At 58.7% G+C, this 13,381-nt stretch carries 16 protein-coding genes; 5 read left to right on the forward strand and 11 right to left on the reverse strand.

What is annotated here, in order from left to right:
* Positions 1-90 precede the first annotated feature (90 nt).
* Entirely contained in the window at positions 91-213 is a 123-nt protein-coding gene (locus tag N4A58_RS03000; protein ID WP_276326945.1) for a hypothetical protein, read from the forward strand.
* 289 nt (positions 214-502) lie between these two features.
* On the opposite strand, the gene N4A58_RS03005 is transcribed toward N4A58_RS03000, so the two are convergent.
* Entirely contained in the window at positions 503-955 is a 453-nt protein-coding gene (locus N4A58_RS03005; RefSeq protein WP_293707705.1) for an iron-sulfur cluster assembly scaffold protein, read from the reverse strand.
* A gap of 77 nt (positions 956-1,032) precedes the next feature.
* Here N4A58_RS03005 and hisI point away from each other — a divergent pair, with 77 nt between their 5' ends.
* Positions 1,033-1,401, forward strand: a complete 369-nt coding sequence (gene hisI / locus N4A58_RS03010; protein ID WP_293707708.1) for a phosphoribosyl-AMP cyclohydrolase — start codon at positions 1,033-1,035, stop codon at positions 1,399-1,401.
* A gap of 55 nt (positions 1,402-1,456) precedes the next feature.
* Here hisI and gluQRS read toward each other — a convergent pair whose 3' ends face one another.
* On the reverse strand, positions 1,457-2,323 hold the full coding sequence (gluQRS, locus tag N4A58_RS03015; protein WP_293707710.1) for a tRNA glutamyl-Q(34) synthetase GluQRS: 867 nt from the start codon (positions 2,321-2,323) through the stop codon (positions 1,457-1,459).
* On the reverse strand, positions 2,323-3,666 hold the full coding sequence (trmFO, locus tag N4A58_RS03020; RefSeq protein WP_293707712.1) for a methylenetetrahydrofolate--tRNA-(uracil(54)-C(5))-methyltransferase (FADH(2)-oxidizing) TrmFO: 1,344 nt from the start codon (positions 3,664-3,666) through the stop codon (positions 2,323-2,325). The genes gluQRS and trmFO overlap by 1 nt, the downstream gene beginning before the upstream one ends.
* A 136-nt stretch (positions 3,667-3,802) precedes the next feature.
* On the opposite strand from trmFO, the gene N4A58_RS03025 reads away from it, so the two are divergent.
* From N4A58_RS03025 to rpsI, 3 genes are all read left to right on the forward strand, one after another.
* Positions 3,803-4,225 carry a PaaI family thioesterase gene (locus tag N4A58_RS03025; RefSeq protein WP_072706528.1) on the forward strand — a complete coding sequence of 141 codons (423 nt, stop codon included), beginning with the start codon at positions 3,803-3,805 and terminating at the stop codon, positions 4,223-4,225.
* Between the two features lie 225 nt (positions 4,226-4,450).
* Positions 4,451-4,915: a 50S ribosomal protein L13 gene (gene rplM / locus N4A58_RS03030; RefSeq protein WP_293707716.1), complete on the forward strand. Its 465-nt coding sequence runs from the start codon at positions 4,451-4,453 to the stop codon at positions 4,913-4,915.
* A complete protein-coding gene (gene rpsI / locus N4A58_RS03035) occupies positions 4,915-5,400 on the forward strand; it encodes a 30S ribosomal protein S9 (protein ID WP_293707718.1) in 486 nt (161 codons plus the stop codon). The genes rplM and rpsI overlap by 1 nt, the downstream gene beginning before the upstream one ends.
* 571 nt (positions 5,401-5,971) lie before the next feature.
* Here the strand turns inward: rpsI and N4A58_RS03040 are convergent.
* From N4A58_RS03040 to N4A58_RS03075, 8 genes are all read right to left on the reverse strand, one after another.
* On the reverse strand, positions 5,972-6,271 hold the full coding sequence (locus N4A58_RS03040) for a hypothetical protein (RefSeq protein WP_072706524.1): 300 nt from the start codon (positions 6,269-6,271) through the stop codon (positions 5,972-5,974).
* A 418-nt stretch (positions 6,272-6,689) separates the two neighbouring features.
* A complete protein-coding gene (locus N4A58_RS03045; protein WP_072706523.1) occupies positions 6,690-7,304 on the reverse strand; it encodes a TetR/AcrR family transcriptional regulator in 615 nt (204 codons plus the stop codon).
* On the reverse strand, positions 7,297-8,163 hold the full coding sequence (gene ppk2 / locus N4A58_RS03050) for a polyphosphate kinase 2 (protein WP_293707722.1): 867 nt from the start codon (positions 8,161-8,163) through the stop codon (positions 7,297-7,299). The genes N4A58_RS03045 and ppk2 overlap by 8 nt, the downstream gene beginning before the upstream one ends.
* Positions 8,164-8,195: 32 nt before the next feature.
* A complete protein-coding gene (locus N4A58_RS03055; RefSeq protein WP_293707724.1) occupies positions 8,196-9,200 on the reverse strand; it encodes an alpha/beta fold hydrolase in 1,005 nt (334 codons plus the stop codon).
* Entirely contained in the window at positions 9,175-10,098 is a 924-nt protein-coding gene (metA, locus tag N4A58_RS03060; protein ID WP_293707726.1) for a homoserine O-succinyltransferase, read from the reverse strand. Before metA ends, N4A58_RS03055 begins: the two co-directional genes overlap by 26 nt.
* A 57-nt stretch (positions 10,099-10,155) precedes the next feature.
* A complete protein-coding gene (locus N4A58_RS03065; protein ID WP_293707728.1) occupies positions 10,156-11,016 on the reverse strand; it encodes an ATPase in 861 nt (286 codons plus the stop codon).
* A gap of 137 nt (positions 11,017-11,153) precedes the next feature.
* Positions 11,154-12,332 (reverse strand): OmpP1/FadL family transporter, encoded by a 1,179-nt coding sequence (locus tag N4A58_RS03070; RefSeq protein WP_293707730.1) that lies wholly within the window; start codon positions 12,330-12,332, stop codon positions 11,154-11,156.
* 117 nt (positions 12,333-12,449) lie between these two features.
* Complete coding sequence (locus N4A58_RS03075; protein ID WP_293707732.1) at positions 12,450-13,310, reverse strand: DMT family transporter; 861 nt, start codon at positions 13,308-13,310, stop codon at positions 12,450-12,452.
* Positions 13,311-13,381: the final 71 nt, after the last annotated feature.

The following is a 13,381-nucleotide window of genomic DNA, read 5'->3' on the forward strand; positions in this document are numbered from 1 at the left end:
TCGCGTTTGTTCTCAAAAAGTTCTTTACCGAATCGTTAAGCTATGAGAACAAAGAGGCAACAGGAACATTGAGCGAACGGAGCGTACATAATGGCCCGCCAGATCAAACTGACCCTCGCGCGTAACGCAGACACTTTCATTCCCGATATGATCGGTGCGGCCTCGTTGATGGTCATGCTGGTCGGGGCGCTTCACTTGCCGATGTTCTTCTGACTGCCCATCCCGCGGTTCTCTGCCGACCGGACTTGCCGCCATGTCCCAATTTGCGGCCTGACTGCCCGTCTTGTTCTGCCAGCGCCTACTGGTTGAACCTCAGTCCGGTATGAACCGTCCTCTCCGCCGCCATCCTTGCTAGGATGCGCGGCGGTTTTTTTATGCGCACGTAGGCCAAGGCGCGCATGCTTTCACTTTGGAAAAAATACTCTCGGGGGTGAATTAGTGCGCAAGCACCAAGAGGGGGCAGACAGCCCCCTTTTTCCTCCTCCACCGATTGTCCAAACAGTTAGACGGTCTGCGCCGCCTCTGCCTCAGCCACCGCTTCACTCAGCGCGTCCAAGGTCAGCATAATGGACGCATGGCGGTTTTTGTATTCCCGCGCAGGCAGCAGCGCCTCAAGCCCATCAAACGGTGCCGAGGGCGCATCGGCGCCATCGCGCAGCATCGCCTTCAACTCGTCACGGGCTTTGTTGATCTCAGCGCTCGTCCGGCCAATCGCGGCAGACCCGACAACACTGGCCGACGCTTGCCCCAAGGCGCAGGCTTTGACGTCTGCGGCGTAGCGGCTGACTTTACCGTCCTCGACATCCACATCCACGGTGACGGTGGACCCGCAGAGCGGCGAGCGTTTCTTGACGCTGGCCTGAGGCGCTTCGAGCCGGCCTGTATGGGGAATCTCGGCTGCCAGCGCGAGAATACGCTGGGAATAGAGCTTCATCAGGTCGTTCTCGTTCGACATGCGTCCTCCGAGGCTTTCTCTTGGGGTTAGTTCCGCATAGATAGGCCTTGCACGACCGAAGCAAAAGGATTTTCCACATGACCTCCGCGGCATTTGATCCGGCAAGTTTGAAATACGACGACAAGGGGTTGATCCCCGCCATCGCACAGGATGCCGAGACCCATGAGGTTCTGATGATGGCGTGGATGAATGCGGAGTCGGTGGCCAAGACACTGGAGACCGGCAAAGTGACCTACTGGTCGCGGTCCCGTCAGGCGTTCTGGGTCAAGGGCGAGACCAGTGGGCATCTGCAGACGTTGGTCGATTTCCGGTATGACTGCGATCAGGACTGCATTCTGGTAATGGTGCGTCAGGAAGGGCCGGCGTGTCACACTAATCGTCGCAGCTGTTTCTACAGAGCGGTGCGTGGGGGCGAGACTGTCGAGCTGATGGAACCGATGGTTTAAGGGGGCGCTGCCCCCTCTGGTGCGGCGGCGCCGCACCTTCACCCCCGGAGTATTTTTACAAAGGTGAAAGCAGAGGCGTGCCGATGAGGTCGGCGACGTCTTTGGGTGTTTTGCCTTCGGCGCGGTAGAGGGCGATGGCACGGGCGTCATCGCGTTTGGCAAGGCGTTTGCCTTGGTCGTCGCGGATCAGGTCGTGGTGGTGGTAGGCCGGGACGGTTTTGTTCAAGAGGGCCTGTAGGATCACGTGGATCTGGGTGGCCTCAAACAGGTCAGCGCCCCGAGTGATGTGGGTGATGCCTTGGTCCGAGTCGTCGATGACGACTGACAGATGATAGGACGTGCCCATGTCGCGGCGGGCGAGGACAATGTCGCCGAGGGTTTGATGGGCTTTGCTCGGATCAACGATGTGGGTGCCCGTGTGGACGGGGCCGATTTCGGTGAAGGTCAGAGTTTCGGTGCCGATGGTCGCGACGGCCTTGGCCATGTCGAGGCGAAGGGTTTCGCCATCGGGCATCTGATCCGGTTTTGGTTTGGTGCGGCAGGTGCCTGGATAGATCAGGCCGTCGGGGCCGTGGGTGGGAACGCCCTCTTGGGGGGCGGACATCGCGGCCTCAATGTCTCGGCGCTTGCAGGTGCAGGGATAGAGCAGGTCCATGTCCCACAGGGTTTGCAGGGCGGCGCGGTAGGCGGGCATGCGGTCTGACTGGCGCAAGACGGGCGTGGGCCATGTGAGGCCGAGCCATGTCAGGTCCTCGTAAATTTGCGCTTCCCATTCGGGGCGGGCGCGGGATTGGTCGATGTCTTCGATCCGCAGCAGGAATTCGCCGCCCATCGATCTAGCGAGATGCGCCGCCGTCAGGGCCGAAAAGGCGTGCCCCAGATGCAGGGGCCCTGTGGGCGACGGCGCAAATCGTGTTCGCATTAGCTTTGGCTGGTAAGCCATTGTTGCCACATCTCTTTGGCGCGGTCGGTGTAGCCTTTGTACCGGACTTTGCGGCCCTTGCGGCCACCGCGCACGTCTTCCAGAGGCTGGAAGAGGCCAAAGTTCACGTTCATTGGCTGGAAGGTTTTCGCATCCGCGCCGCCGGTGATGTGGTTCACGAGGCTACCCATCGCGGTTTCCAGCGGGACTTCGGGGATGTCATGACCGAGGATCTCGGCGGCGGCGAAACGGCCGGCCAGCAGGCCCATGGCTGCGGATTCAACGTAGCCTTCGACGCCAGTGATCTGGCCTGCGAAGCGGACGTTCGGGCGCGACTTCATCCGCAGGCGGCTGTCCAGCAGCGTGGGCGAGTTGATAAAGGTGTTCCGGTGGATACCGCCAAGGCGGGCAAAGCTGGCGTTCTCCAAACCGGGGATCATGCGGAAGACCTCGGTCTGCGCGCCGTATTTCATCTTGGTCTGGAAGCCGACGATGTTAAAGAGCGTGCCCAACGCATTGTCGCGGCGCAGCTGGACAACGGCGTAGGCTTTTTCCTCGGGCTTGTGCGGGTTGGTCAAGCCGACGGGCTTCATCGGGCCGTGGCGCAGGGTCTCGCGGCCGCGTTCTGCCATCACCTCGATCGGCAGGCAGCCGTCGAAGTAACCTGCGGTCTCGCCCTCGTGAAATTCGGTTTTGTCGGCGGCCAGAAGGGCGTCGATAAAGGCCTCGTACTGCTCTTTGTTCATAGGGCAGTTGAGGTAGGCGGTGCGCTCTTCTTCGGTCTCGCCTTTGTCATAGCGGGACTGCATCCACGCTTGGGACATATCAATGCTGTCCGCGTAGACGATGGGCGCGATCGCATCGAAGAAGGCCAGATGGTCCTGCGCAGTCGCGTCCTGAATAGATTTCCCAAGCGCGGTGCTGGTCAGGGGCCCGGTCGCGATGATCCAATTTCCCTCGGTCGGGAGGTCCGTGATCTCTTCTTCGGAGACGCTGACATTGGGCAGGGCGCGCAGGGTTTGCGTGACCGTCTCGGCAAAGGGATCGCGGTCCACGGCCAGTGCGCCACCTGCAGGAATGCGGTGCTTGTCGGCGGTGGTCATGATGATCCCGTTCGCCGCGCGCATTTCCCAATGCAGCAGGCCCACGGCGTTCTGTTCGTCATCGTCTGAACGGAAGGAGTTCGAGCACACCATCTCGGCCAGATTGCCGGTCTGGTGGGCAAAGGTTTCGACCTTGGGGCGCATCTCGTGGATGACCACGTCAACGCCCATGTTCGCGGCCTGCCAGGCGGCCTCGGAGCCGGCCATTCCGCCGCCGATGATATGCAATGTCTTGTCCATGACGCGCGATCTAGGGCTTTCGCGCGCATTTGGAAAGGGGAAAGGCGGATCGGAAAATGCCCGAACGTAACTTCTGGCAGGGCTTGCTGTTTGGGTTTCGCGCGCCATTGTGGGATGCGCAAGACGGGAGGGGCATATGGAACTGAAGATGGATGTGGCCGAGTTGGAGGCCTTTCTGGCGCGAGACTTTCCGCAGGTGGGCGACATGTTCACCATTCTGGAGGTCGGCGCGGGCACTCTAAAGGTGCGCTTGAACGTCAAAGAAGAGCATCTGCGGCCCGGTGGCACGGTGTCTGGACCCACCATGTTCGCGCTGGCGGATGTGGGTATCTATCTAGCGGTTCTGGCGGTGATCGGGCCGGTCGGCCTGGCGGTGACGACCAACTGCTCGATCGATTTCATGCGCAAACCGGTAGCGGGTGTCGATCTGGTGGCGGAATGCCGCATTTTGAAGCTGGGGCGCGTGTTGGCGGTGGGCGACGTTCTGATCTATTCCGAAGGAGATGCACGGCCCGTGGCACGGGCGAGCATGACCTATTCCATCCCGCCGAGTGGCTGAACATTGGATTTTGAGTATTTGGCGCAAAAGAAGCCCGAGGATGGCGTGAAAATGTGGGGTATTTTAATACCTATTTTGTAAGTCTTTGTTTTGTCGTGGTTTTGGTCGACTAAGGGCGCTTGACTGGGGTTCGAAGGGCTGTATAAGACGCCAATCCGAATTCGGGTGAGGCTGCGGCCACACTCGGCTCGACCTTAATTGAATGAAACCCAGGATATCCTGACCATGAAAACCTTCTCTGCAAAGCCTGCAGACATCGAGAAGAAATGGATCCTGATCGACGCTGAAGGCGTCGTTCTGGGCCGTCTTGCGTCGATCGTCGCAACGCGTCTGCGCGGCAAGCACAAGCCGTCCTTCACGCCTCACATGGATTGCGGTGACAACGTCATCATCATCAATGCTGAGAAAATCCAGATGACCGGCAAGAAGCGCGAAGAGCGTTTCTACTGGCACACTGGCCACCCCGGCGGCATCAAGTCGCGCACCAAGCAGGAAATCCTGGACGGCGCGCACCCCGAGCGTGTGGTTCAGAAAGCTGTTCAGCGTATGCTGCCCGGCAACCGTCTGTCGCGCCAGCTGATGACCAACCTGCGCGTTTACGCGGGTACTGAACACCCCCACGAAGCTCAGGCACCTGAAGTCGTTGACGTCAAAGTGCTGAACTCCAAGAACACGAGGACTGCGAAATAATGGCCGATCAAGTCAACTCGCTCGAAGAACTCGGCGCCGTTGCAGGTGACGTCGCAGCAATCGAGATCGACGCACCCCGTGAGCCCGTCCGTGACGATCTGGGTCGTTCCTACGCCACCGGCAAGCGTAAAGACGCTGTTGCCCGTGTTTGGATCAAGCCCGGTTCCGGTAAGGTTACCGTCAACGGTCGCGAACTGAACGTATACTTCGCTCGTCCCGTTCTGCAGATGATCCTGCGCCAGCCTTTCGAGGTTGCCGGCGTTGAAGATCAGTTTGACGTTTACGCCACCGTCAAAGGCGGCGGTCTGTCGGGTCAAGCTGGTGCGGTCAAGCACGGCATCTCCAAAGCTCTGCAGCTGTACGATCCCTCGCTGCGTGGCGCTCTGAAAGCCGCTGGCTTCCTGACCCGCGACAGCCGCGTTGTTGAACGTAAGAAGTTCGGCCGTCGTAAGGCACGTCGTAGCTTCCAGTTCTCGAAGCGCTAATTTCCGCTCTTCGGACGACACAAGATTTTGGCAAGCGCATGTGGAAACATGCGCTTGTTGTCGTTTTGAGGCGGCTTCGATACCGGATCGTTGGTGGCCTCGACGAGCGCGGTGGCGACACATGCCACTGAGAAGCGCGCGGAGGCGCAGGAAGCGTTTCTTGTATGCATTTCTGGCTGACCGCCGGGGTGTTTGAGCAGGCTGAGAGGCGTCTATTCCGTGCTTGCAAGTCCGTTGAGGCAGCAGGCGCGTGCCGTGCTGCGCGCGGTCATACCGCCGCTGTGAGGCGGCGTTGAATCAGCCTGCGCACGGGGCGGTTGGACCCACTAAGATCAATCCGAGATTTCTATGAAGATGGGGAAGAGCGACCACATTCTGCAGCGCTCGAGGGCTTTGCAATTATAGGCTCGCACTAACATGTAAGCGCAAATTGCATTGCAATTATGGCAATCGGGTATCCCCGCGCCAACTCTCATATCGCAATAAAAAAGGTGCTCTCTGGCAGACGAGAGCACCTTGATAGCATCTGCATTCTGGGCCAAATGCGCCCTGCAGGACTGGCCGTGCGCCGTTAGTGGGCAGTGGCCAGACGGTAAAGACCGGTCTTGCGCTGGGGGGCGTGTTCGATAAAGCCCTGATCCAGAAGGCGCTTGAGCGTACGGTGGTAAGTCGCATGCTTCATGGCGCGTACGGTATTGTGCGACCGGATGGATTCCGAATGCACATCGCACTCGGCCTTGGACTCGGCGAGCATGTGAAAGGCGTAGAGAATGTCCTTCTCGTTTTGGGACATATCATCCAAACCCATGTCTTGCTCGAGTTGGTAAAGAAGTTCGCGCATCGCTGCGAGCTGCTTGTATCCACTATGCATCAGAATACCCTTAGACTTAAAACACGAAAGAAATGGCGTGTTTTCAATCTAGGAGAAGCTTTTGCCTTCTGTCCAGCCACATTCTCGCCACATTGCGACCACACTTGCCCAGATTGGGCCCATTTTTGACACAATATGTAAGTTGAGATTACTTGATGGATCCGTAGCCAAAACGGCTGTGGCGAGTAATTGTTGCGGTTTGAATCTGCTTAACCCTGCTGAAAAGGTCATTTTTCGCGGGTTGTCCTAGCATATGACACAATCATCCTAAGGTTGTTCCCGAGCTTTTCTAGAACAGCCAAGAATGGTTAAAATATCGTAAACGGAATTCCGGTTAGTCCCGTTATCAGATCGATTTCGCGAAAAAAATTTTCTGAAATGCTATCTTTTTGGCCTTCTTTGCAAGGAAAAGCCGGACTCAGTCGTTTCCGATGAGTCCAAGGCCACGCAAATAGATACCGATTCCCGCCTCGAGCAGATCTTCGGGAGAATAGGGCGAGCGTGTGCCGGGGGTGCCACGGGCGAACAATTCGACGACGCCGTGGCTCATGGCCCAGATATGTGCCGAGAACATGCTGGCTGGCGGACGGCGATCCGCAGGGATGCGTTCGCTCAGGGCGGTGGCGGCCTGCTCGAGGATACGCTTGGCTTTGGATGCTGCGTCTGCAAGCTCTGGCGAGCGATTAACCGAGATGCCAGATTCAAACATGGCCACATAGTGACCGGGGTATTTTTGGGCAAAGGCAAGATAGGCGCGGCCTGTGGCCTCGAACGCGGCGAGCGCGCTGGGTTGGCCGTCGTTATAAGCAAAGGCCATGACATCCGAGAAGATGATGTAGCCTTGGCGTGCGGCCTCTGCGATCAGGTCTTCGCGCCCTTGGAAATGGCGGTAGACAGCCGCAGGGGTTACACCAGCGAGCTTTGCTGCCTCGGAAAGCGTAAACCCCGTGGGGCCTTTGTCGCGCACCAATTCGAGCGCGGCATCGACCAAAGCCTGCCGCAGGTTGCCGTGATGGTATCCGCGTTTAGACATGGAGCAGGTCCGGTCCACCGACAATGTTCGGATCAGGGGATGCGACCACGTCATGGTCTTTGCGGTCGTATTCCAATCCTGACAGAAGCAGGCGGATCACTTCGATACGGGCGCGGCGCTTGTCATCGCTGCGCACCACATTCCAAGGGCTCAGTTTGGCATGGCTGCGCAGCAGTGTCTCTTGGATCGCCTCGGAATAAGCATCCCAGCGTTTCAAACCTTCGACGTCGATCCAGCTAAGCTTCCACTGCTTCAGGGGGTCCTGTTCGCGGTCAAGGAAGCGGCGAAGCTGCTCGGCGCGCCCGACGTTCAGCCAGACCTTGATGACGTGGACACCTTCGTCGACCAACATTTCCTCAAACGGCAGCACCTGACGGAAGAAATGCTCGCGCTGCACCTCGTCGCAAAAGCCAAAGACCTTTTCCACCACGCCGCGGTTGTACCAACTGCGGTCGAACAGAACGATTTCTCCGCCCGAGGGCAGTTGTTCAATATAGCGCTGAAAGTACCACTGGGTCGCCTCGGTCTCGGACGGTTTTGACAGAGCGACCACGCGGCAGCCGCGCGGGTTCAGGTTTTCGCGGATGCGCTTGATGGTGCCACCCTTGCCAGCCGCATCGCGCCCTTCGAAGACAATGGCGATCCGGGCGCCTGTGTCCTTGACCCAGTGCTGCAACTTGACCAGTTCGACCTGCAGGGCGTGGAGCGTGTCCTCGTAGGTGCTTTTGTCGAGTCGGCTGTCATAGGGGTAGGCGCCAAGGATGTCCTTCTTGCCCGCGTCTTCGATCATGGCGCGCAGATCGGCTGCAGCCTCGGATTCATAGAATTCGGTAATCGCACCGTCGAAGGGCAAGTTCATAGGGGCACCTCTTTTTCCACCTTTATGGGCGGTTAGCGCGTTGGGCGCAATCCGGCGCGGGTTGCGGCGCGGTCAATCGCGGCTTCGACGTCATCTTGGGCGACGTGGTGGGGCATGTGACCGATACCGGGCAAGAGCACCAGATTGGCGTTCGGGATCTGACTGGAGAGCGGGATCGCGTGGATCGTGGGCGGGACAGTGTCGTCTGCCTCGCCATGCAGGATTTCCACGGGCATGGGGAGATCGGGATAGAGCGGGACCATCTGAGCCAGTTGCGGCTTCAGGCTACTGACCTGACGGGCATTGGCGCGCAGACTGTCGCGGCGCAGGGCCAGATCAGCGCCAAGGTATTCTGCATAGCCCGCAGGCGCGGATTGGGGCGCGAACACGCCGTCCACCATAGAATTCAGAGTTTTGGTGCTAAGAAGCGCCGAGACCAGAGGCACCGCGATCCGCCCACCAAGGCTGCTGTTCGGGACGGAATAGCTAACGCCAAGGCCACCGGGCCAGGGGTTCGACGCGCCCGACAGGACGACCAATGCGGCTGTGTCCTGTGGCCGTTCCAGCGCCCAAGCCAGCGCGACGGCACCGCCAAAGCTGTGACCGAGGACAACAGGATCGGTGACACCCAACTGGTCAGCCGCCAGTTGCAGCATCCGCGCCTGTTCGCGGACGGGCTCGGACCCATTGTTGCCGGGGGTGTCGTAGCTGGGATCGGCGCGGTCGGTGTAACCCATGCCGGGGCGGTCAAACGCGATCACACGGTAGCGGTCAGTCAGACGATCCACGAGGCTAAAGGTGAAATCCCGCAGGTTGCCGCTGGCGCCGTGGATCAGGACCAGATCGGGGCCGGTCCCCTCGACAAAGGCGTGGACGCGGCGGCCATCTGCCAGTTCGACAAACTCGCCGATCGGGGGCGTATTCGCTTCGGCCACAGCTTCGCGTTCGGTCGCGCGGCGATCAATCACCGCGCAGCCGGTGGCTGCCGTCAGTCCGGCAAGGGCAATAACCTTAAAGGCCAATTTTCTCCAGCTCATATGGGGTCGTCTGATAAATTTCGTTTATCCAGTTCCCATATAGAAGGTGCGCGTGACTTCTCCAGCGATTGAGCGGTTTTTTCGACGGATCGTCATCGGGATAGTAGTTTTCCGGCACATTGATCGGCTTGCCCGCTTCGACGTCGCGGTCGTATTCCTCTTTCAACGTGTTGTCGTCGTATTCAAAGTGGTTGAACACGTAGAGCGCACGGTGGGCCGCATCCTCGACAAGACAGGGGCCGGATTTGTCGCTAGAGATCAGCGTTTTCAGCCCATCATGTTTGTCCAGATCGTCTTGGTGGATTTCCGTCCAGCGGCTGACCGGCACCAGCACATCATCCGAGAACCCGCGCAAGTAGGGCGAGGCGGGCGCCAGATTGCGATGACGGAAGCAGCCAAAGGATTTCGCGTCCAACAGATGCTTGGGCACGCCATGGAAGTAATTGATCATCGCCATGCCGCCCCAGCACACGCCAAAGGTCGAGTGCACGTGGCCTTGGGTCCAGTCGAAAACCTCGCAAAGCTCTTGCCAGTAGGTGACGTCCTGAAACTCCAGATGCTCGATCGGGGCACCGGTGATGATCAGGCCATCAAATTTCTCGCCGCTGGCCTTCACCTCTTCGAAGGGGCGGTAGAAGCTTTCCATATGCTCGGCGGCGGTGTTCTTGGTCTGATGCTCGCTCATGCGGATGAGCGTGAATTCGATCTGCAGAGGGGTCGCGCCGATCAGTCGGGCGAACTGGTTCTCTGTCTGGATCTTCTTTGGCATCAGGTTCAGAAGCGCGATCTTGATCGGGCGGATGTCCTGACGGGCTGCCTGATCGTCTGCCATGACCATAACACCCTCTTTGGAGAGGACATCATAGGCGGGCAGGTCGGAGGGCAGCTTGATAGGCATTGGAGGATTTCCGCTTTATTGGATAGGCATCCTAGATAGTCTTAAGTAACGGCAGACTCAAGCCTGCCGTTGAATCGCTTTTGCAATCAGAGCATCGAAATCTGCAGGGGTTCTGACCTGCATGACTTCCTCGGCTTTGATGGTGACGCCCCATTTGGCCATCGCCGCATAGCGCGGCTGTCGGTGCGCCAGCGCCTGCGCATACGTCCAGCGGACAAAGGCGTCGGGGTTCATCTGCTCCTGCGTCTGGCCGTTCGTTTCCAGATATTCGGTCCATTTCGCAGTTAGGAACTCGGGCATGTAGTACATCGGCTTTGGCGCGCGGTCGAAGCGGCGGCAGAGCTCTGCGGTGTGGGCGTCGCTGCCTTCGATCCAGATCAGCAGAGTCTCTTCGGACAGGGCCTTCATCACCGGATCGTCGGGATCGTTGGGATCGACCACCTCGCAAATAGAGCCACCGCTGTCACAAATGAAGTTGTCGTAGCCGTAGAGCCCTTTGGCCCGCTCGCAGAAATACGGCGTGTCTAGCAGGGCCGCGATCTCGGCGGTGCGGTGCTGGTCCTGACGGCGGCGATATTCGGCAAAGGGCAGGCCGCCTTGGTCCGAGTTGCCCGGTTTGCCCAAGTAGGTGGACAGCGGCGCCAGATTTTCAAAGGTGATGTTCGAGCCGATAAAGATGGAGTCCGACATCAGAAGTTCGCGCAGGGTCGGGTGCTGCATCGCCAGACGTTTGTATTCGTCGGTGATGTATTCGCCCATGTACCGCGTGCCGATCCGGTAATCGATCGAGTAGTGAAACCAGCCCGCATCGTGCCGCAGCATATTGGCCAGAAAGGTTTTTCCCAAACCGGACATTCCGAACAGGGTGATGCGTTTGGAGGCGGCGGTCAGCCAGCTGTCGGCGGTGGGATATAACATGGAAAAGGCTCGGTCTAAGGGCGTTTATGCTGTGTTATCGCCCCCTTAGGGTGCGGTCAAATGCACCGTGGCGATCCAGCAAAAAGAAACGCCCCGCACGGGGTGTGCAGGGCGCTCTGTCTGATCTGGTGGGCAGATCAGAAGGTGTAGGACAGCTTGATGCCTGCGCCGAAGACGGTGTTCCCGTCAAAGGTCGCACGGGTCGCGTTGCGGGCGTAGCCTTTGGCATCGCCGACCTGACGCCAGCTTGCGCCGCCCGACAGCTCGAAGCCATTGTCAAAGGTGTATGCGCCGCCAAGGGTCACAGACGTGTATCCGTTGGTTGGGGCCAAGGGTGACACCTCGTCATCTCCGCCTGCCTCGTACGAGATCGCGGCCAGTGCCGAGAAGTTCGGCGAGAAGCGACGGCCAACACCCAGAGTATAGGTGTACGTATCTTCTAGGCTGACCAGCTCAGACGAGAGCAGATCCGCATAAACGCCAAACACCGAATGCTCGACCCAGCGGACGGAGCCAAAGACCAGCGTGTCTTCTGCCACGCCAGATTGGAATTCGAGGTTCCAAGACTTGGGTGTCTTAACGTCCTGGCTGCCGTTTTGGGTGACTTCCGTTGTCGCCACGGTCCCGCCGCCCGGTGCGAGCACAACGTTCGCAGGCAGCGTTTCCTTGGTGTCCATCTTGTGAGTGATTTCCGAGTTGAAGCTCAGAGCGACGCGCAGCGCGATGTCAGGAATTTCATAGGCCGCGCCAACTGTGTAGCCGGTGCCTACGGTGTCCTGAAGTTCAATGTTATAGCCAGAGGCACCAGCAGCAACAGGGGTGCCAGTGGGCAGGACCTGCAGCGTGCCGCCATAAGTGGTTCCGTCCAGCGTGATATCGCCGGAGGCTTTCTGACGGCGCAGCCCGCCAAAGACGCTTGCGTTCTCGTTGACCTGATACTTCAGCAAAAAGGTCTGCGCTTCGACTTCGGCAAACGCTTTGGTGCCACCAAGTTCGGTCGTTGCAGAATTTCCGCCGTATTCGATATCAGCACCGAACGGTTGGTCCAGAATGATGCCGAACGACAAACGGTCGTTAATGTCGATCTTGGCGCGGAATTCTTTCTGCGAGAAATCATTCGCGACATCGTCGTAATCGTAACCGGTCGTTTCACCTTCGCCACTGACGCTCGGGCGCACAGTGCCAAGACCCAGCTCGACATAGTTGCCCTTTTTGAACAGGACGGAATTGGTTTGGTTGGTGCGTTCAATGCCGCCTGCAGCCACCGTGGTGCCCAGAACAGCAAGCATTGCACTACTTACTAGTGTCTTATTCATGGATCCTCATCCCTGTTTCCTTCTCCCCAAGGTAATCCGAGCCTACGGGTCCCCTTGGCGAGCGGTCAATCTTTGCCCTTACGTTAACGTGATCACTGTGGCCGTAACGTAACTTCGTCAGCTTTTCCGCGTCTCTATTCGGATGTTTGCATAGTTTGCGGTAATAATGATTAGAGCACCTAACGCAACGTAAACATCAAGGACTTCGGAATACATCAATGCTCCTATTGCAGCAATAAGGGGTAGCCGAAGGAAATCTATGGGCATCACAATGGATGCTGGCGCGAGGGAAAGCGCGGTGGTCAGGCAGAAATGCGCGGTCACGCCGCAAATCGCGATGACCGTGACCAGCGGCAAGTTTGCGGCCGTCGGCAGGGCGATATCCAAATCGATCCCCGCACAAATCAGACCGAAAACGAACTGCATGCCAGTGAGCCAGAACATGATGGACGTGATTCTCTCGGTCCGAGTCAGCAAGCGGGTGGTGACCGCTGACGCTGCAAAGCCGATGGCGGCCAGCGCAGGGGTCAGCTGGGCCCAGCCAATCGCGTTCACTCCGGGGCGGGTGATGACCAGAATACCGACAAAGCCCGCGATGCCCGCAATCACTCGGTTCTTGGTGAGCCGTTCGTTCAGAATGATCGCCGACATCAGCAAGGCCCAAAGCGGCGCACTAAATTCAATCGCGAAGACCTGCGCCAAAGGAACCACCGTGATCGCAAAGAACCACAGGTTTTGCGCGGTGAAGTGGCAGAGGTTCCGGATCAGATGCAGGGGCAGGCGGTCGGTTTTAATGTCGCCGCGGGTGCCCGCAAGGCTCGCCACTGCCAAGACAATCAGGAAGCCGATCAGGCTGCGGTAGAGCATGATCTCGAACGTATCGAGGTTTGTGCTGACTTCGCGGCCGGCGATCGCCATGGCGCTAAAGGACAGGATGGCGCCGCTCATCCAGAGGCAACCGCGCAGAACCGGTGACACGTGCAAGTGCTCCTATAAGTTGGGGCAGGGTGTCCGGCATCTTTGCGCGCGGAGCGCGAAAGTAAAGTGTT

This window comes from Donghicola sp. (genome assembly GCF_025210255.1).
GTDB classification, from domain to species: domain Bacteria; phylum Pseudomonadota; class Alphaproteobacteria; order Rhodobacterales; family Rhodobacteraceae; genus Donghicola; species Donghicola eburneus.

Excerpts from the sequence above, each read along its gene's own strand:
- N4A58_RS03025 (WP_072706528.1), top strand. The coding sequence starts at position 3,803 with ATGGAACTGAAGATGGATGTGGCCGAGTTGGAGGCCTTTCTGGCGCGA.
- trmFO (WP_293707712.1), bottom strand. The coding sequence starts at position 3,666 with ATGGACAAGACATTGCATATCATCGGCGGCGGAATGGCCGGCTCCGAG.
- rplM (WP_293707716.1), top strand. The coding sequence starts at position 4,451 with ATGAAAACCTTCTCTGCAAAGCCTGCAGACATCGAGAAGAAATGGATC.
- N4A58_RS03040 (WP_072706524.1), bottom strand. The coding sequence starts at position 6,271 with ATGCATAGTGGATACAAGCAGCTCGCAGCGATGCGCGAACTTCTTTAC.
- rpsI (WP_293707718.1), top strand. The coding sequence starts at position 4,915 with ATGGCCGATCAAGTCAACTCGCTCGAAGAACTCGGCGCCGTTGCAGGT.
- metA (WP_293707726.1), bottom strand. The coding sequence starts at position 10,098 with ATGCCTATCAAGCTGCCCTCCGACCTGCCCGCCTATGATGTCCTCTCC.
- gluQRS (WP_293707710.1), bottom strand. The coding sequence starts at position 2,323 with ATGCGAACACGATTTGCGCCGTCGCCCACAGGGCCCCTGCATCTGGGG.
- N4A58_RS03070 (WP_293707730.1), bottom strand. The coding sequence starts at position 12,332 with ATGAATAAGACACTAGTAAGTAGTGCAATGCTTGCTGTTCTGGGCACC.
- N4A58_RS03005 (WP_293707705.1), bottom strand. The coding sequence starts at position 955 with ATGTCGAACGAGAACGACCTGATGAAGCTCTATTCCCAGCGTATTCTC.
- hisI (WP_293707708.1), top strand. The coding sequence starts at position 1,033 with ATGACCTCCGCGGCATTTGATCCGGCAAGTTTGAAATACGACGACAAG.
- N4A58_RS03000 (WP_276326945.1), top strand. The coding sequence starts at position 91 with ATGGCCCGCCAGATCAAACTGACCCTCGCGCGTAACGCAGACACTTTC.
- N4A58_RS03045 (WP_072706523.1), bottom strand. The coding sequence starts at position 7,304 with ATGTCTAAACGCGGATACCATCACGGCAACCTGCGGCAGGCTTTGGTC.
- N4A58_RS03055 (WP_293707724.1), bottom strand. The coding sequence starts at position 9,200 with ATGAGCTGGAGAAAATTGGCCTTTAAGGTTATTGCCCTTGCCGGACTG.
- N4A58_RS03065 (WP_293707728.1), bottom strand. The coding sequence starts at position 11,016 with ATGTTATATCCCACCGCCGACAGCTGGCTGACCGCCGCCTCCAAACGC.
- ppk2 (WP_293707722.1), bottom strand. The coding sequence starts at position 8,163 with ATGAACTTGCCCTTCGACGGTGCGATTACCGAATTCTATGAATCCGAG.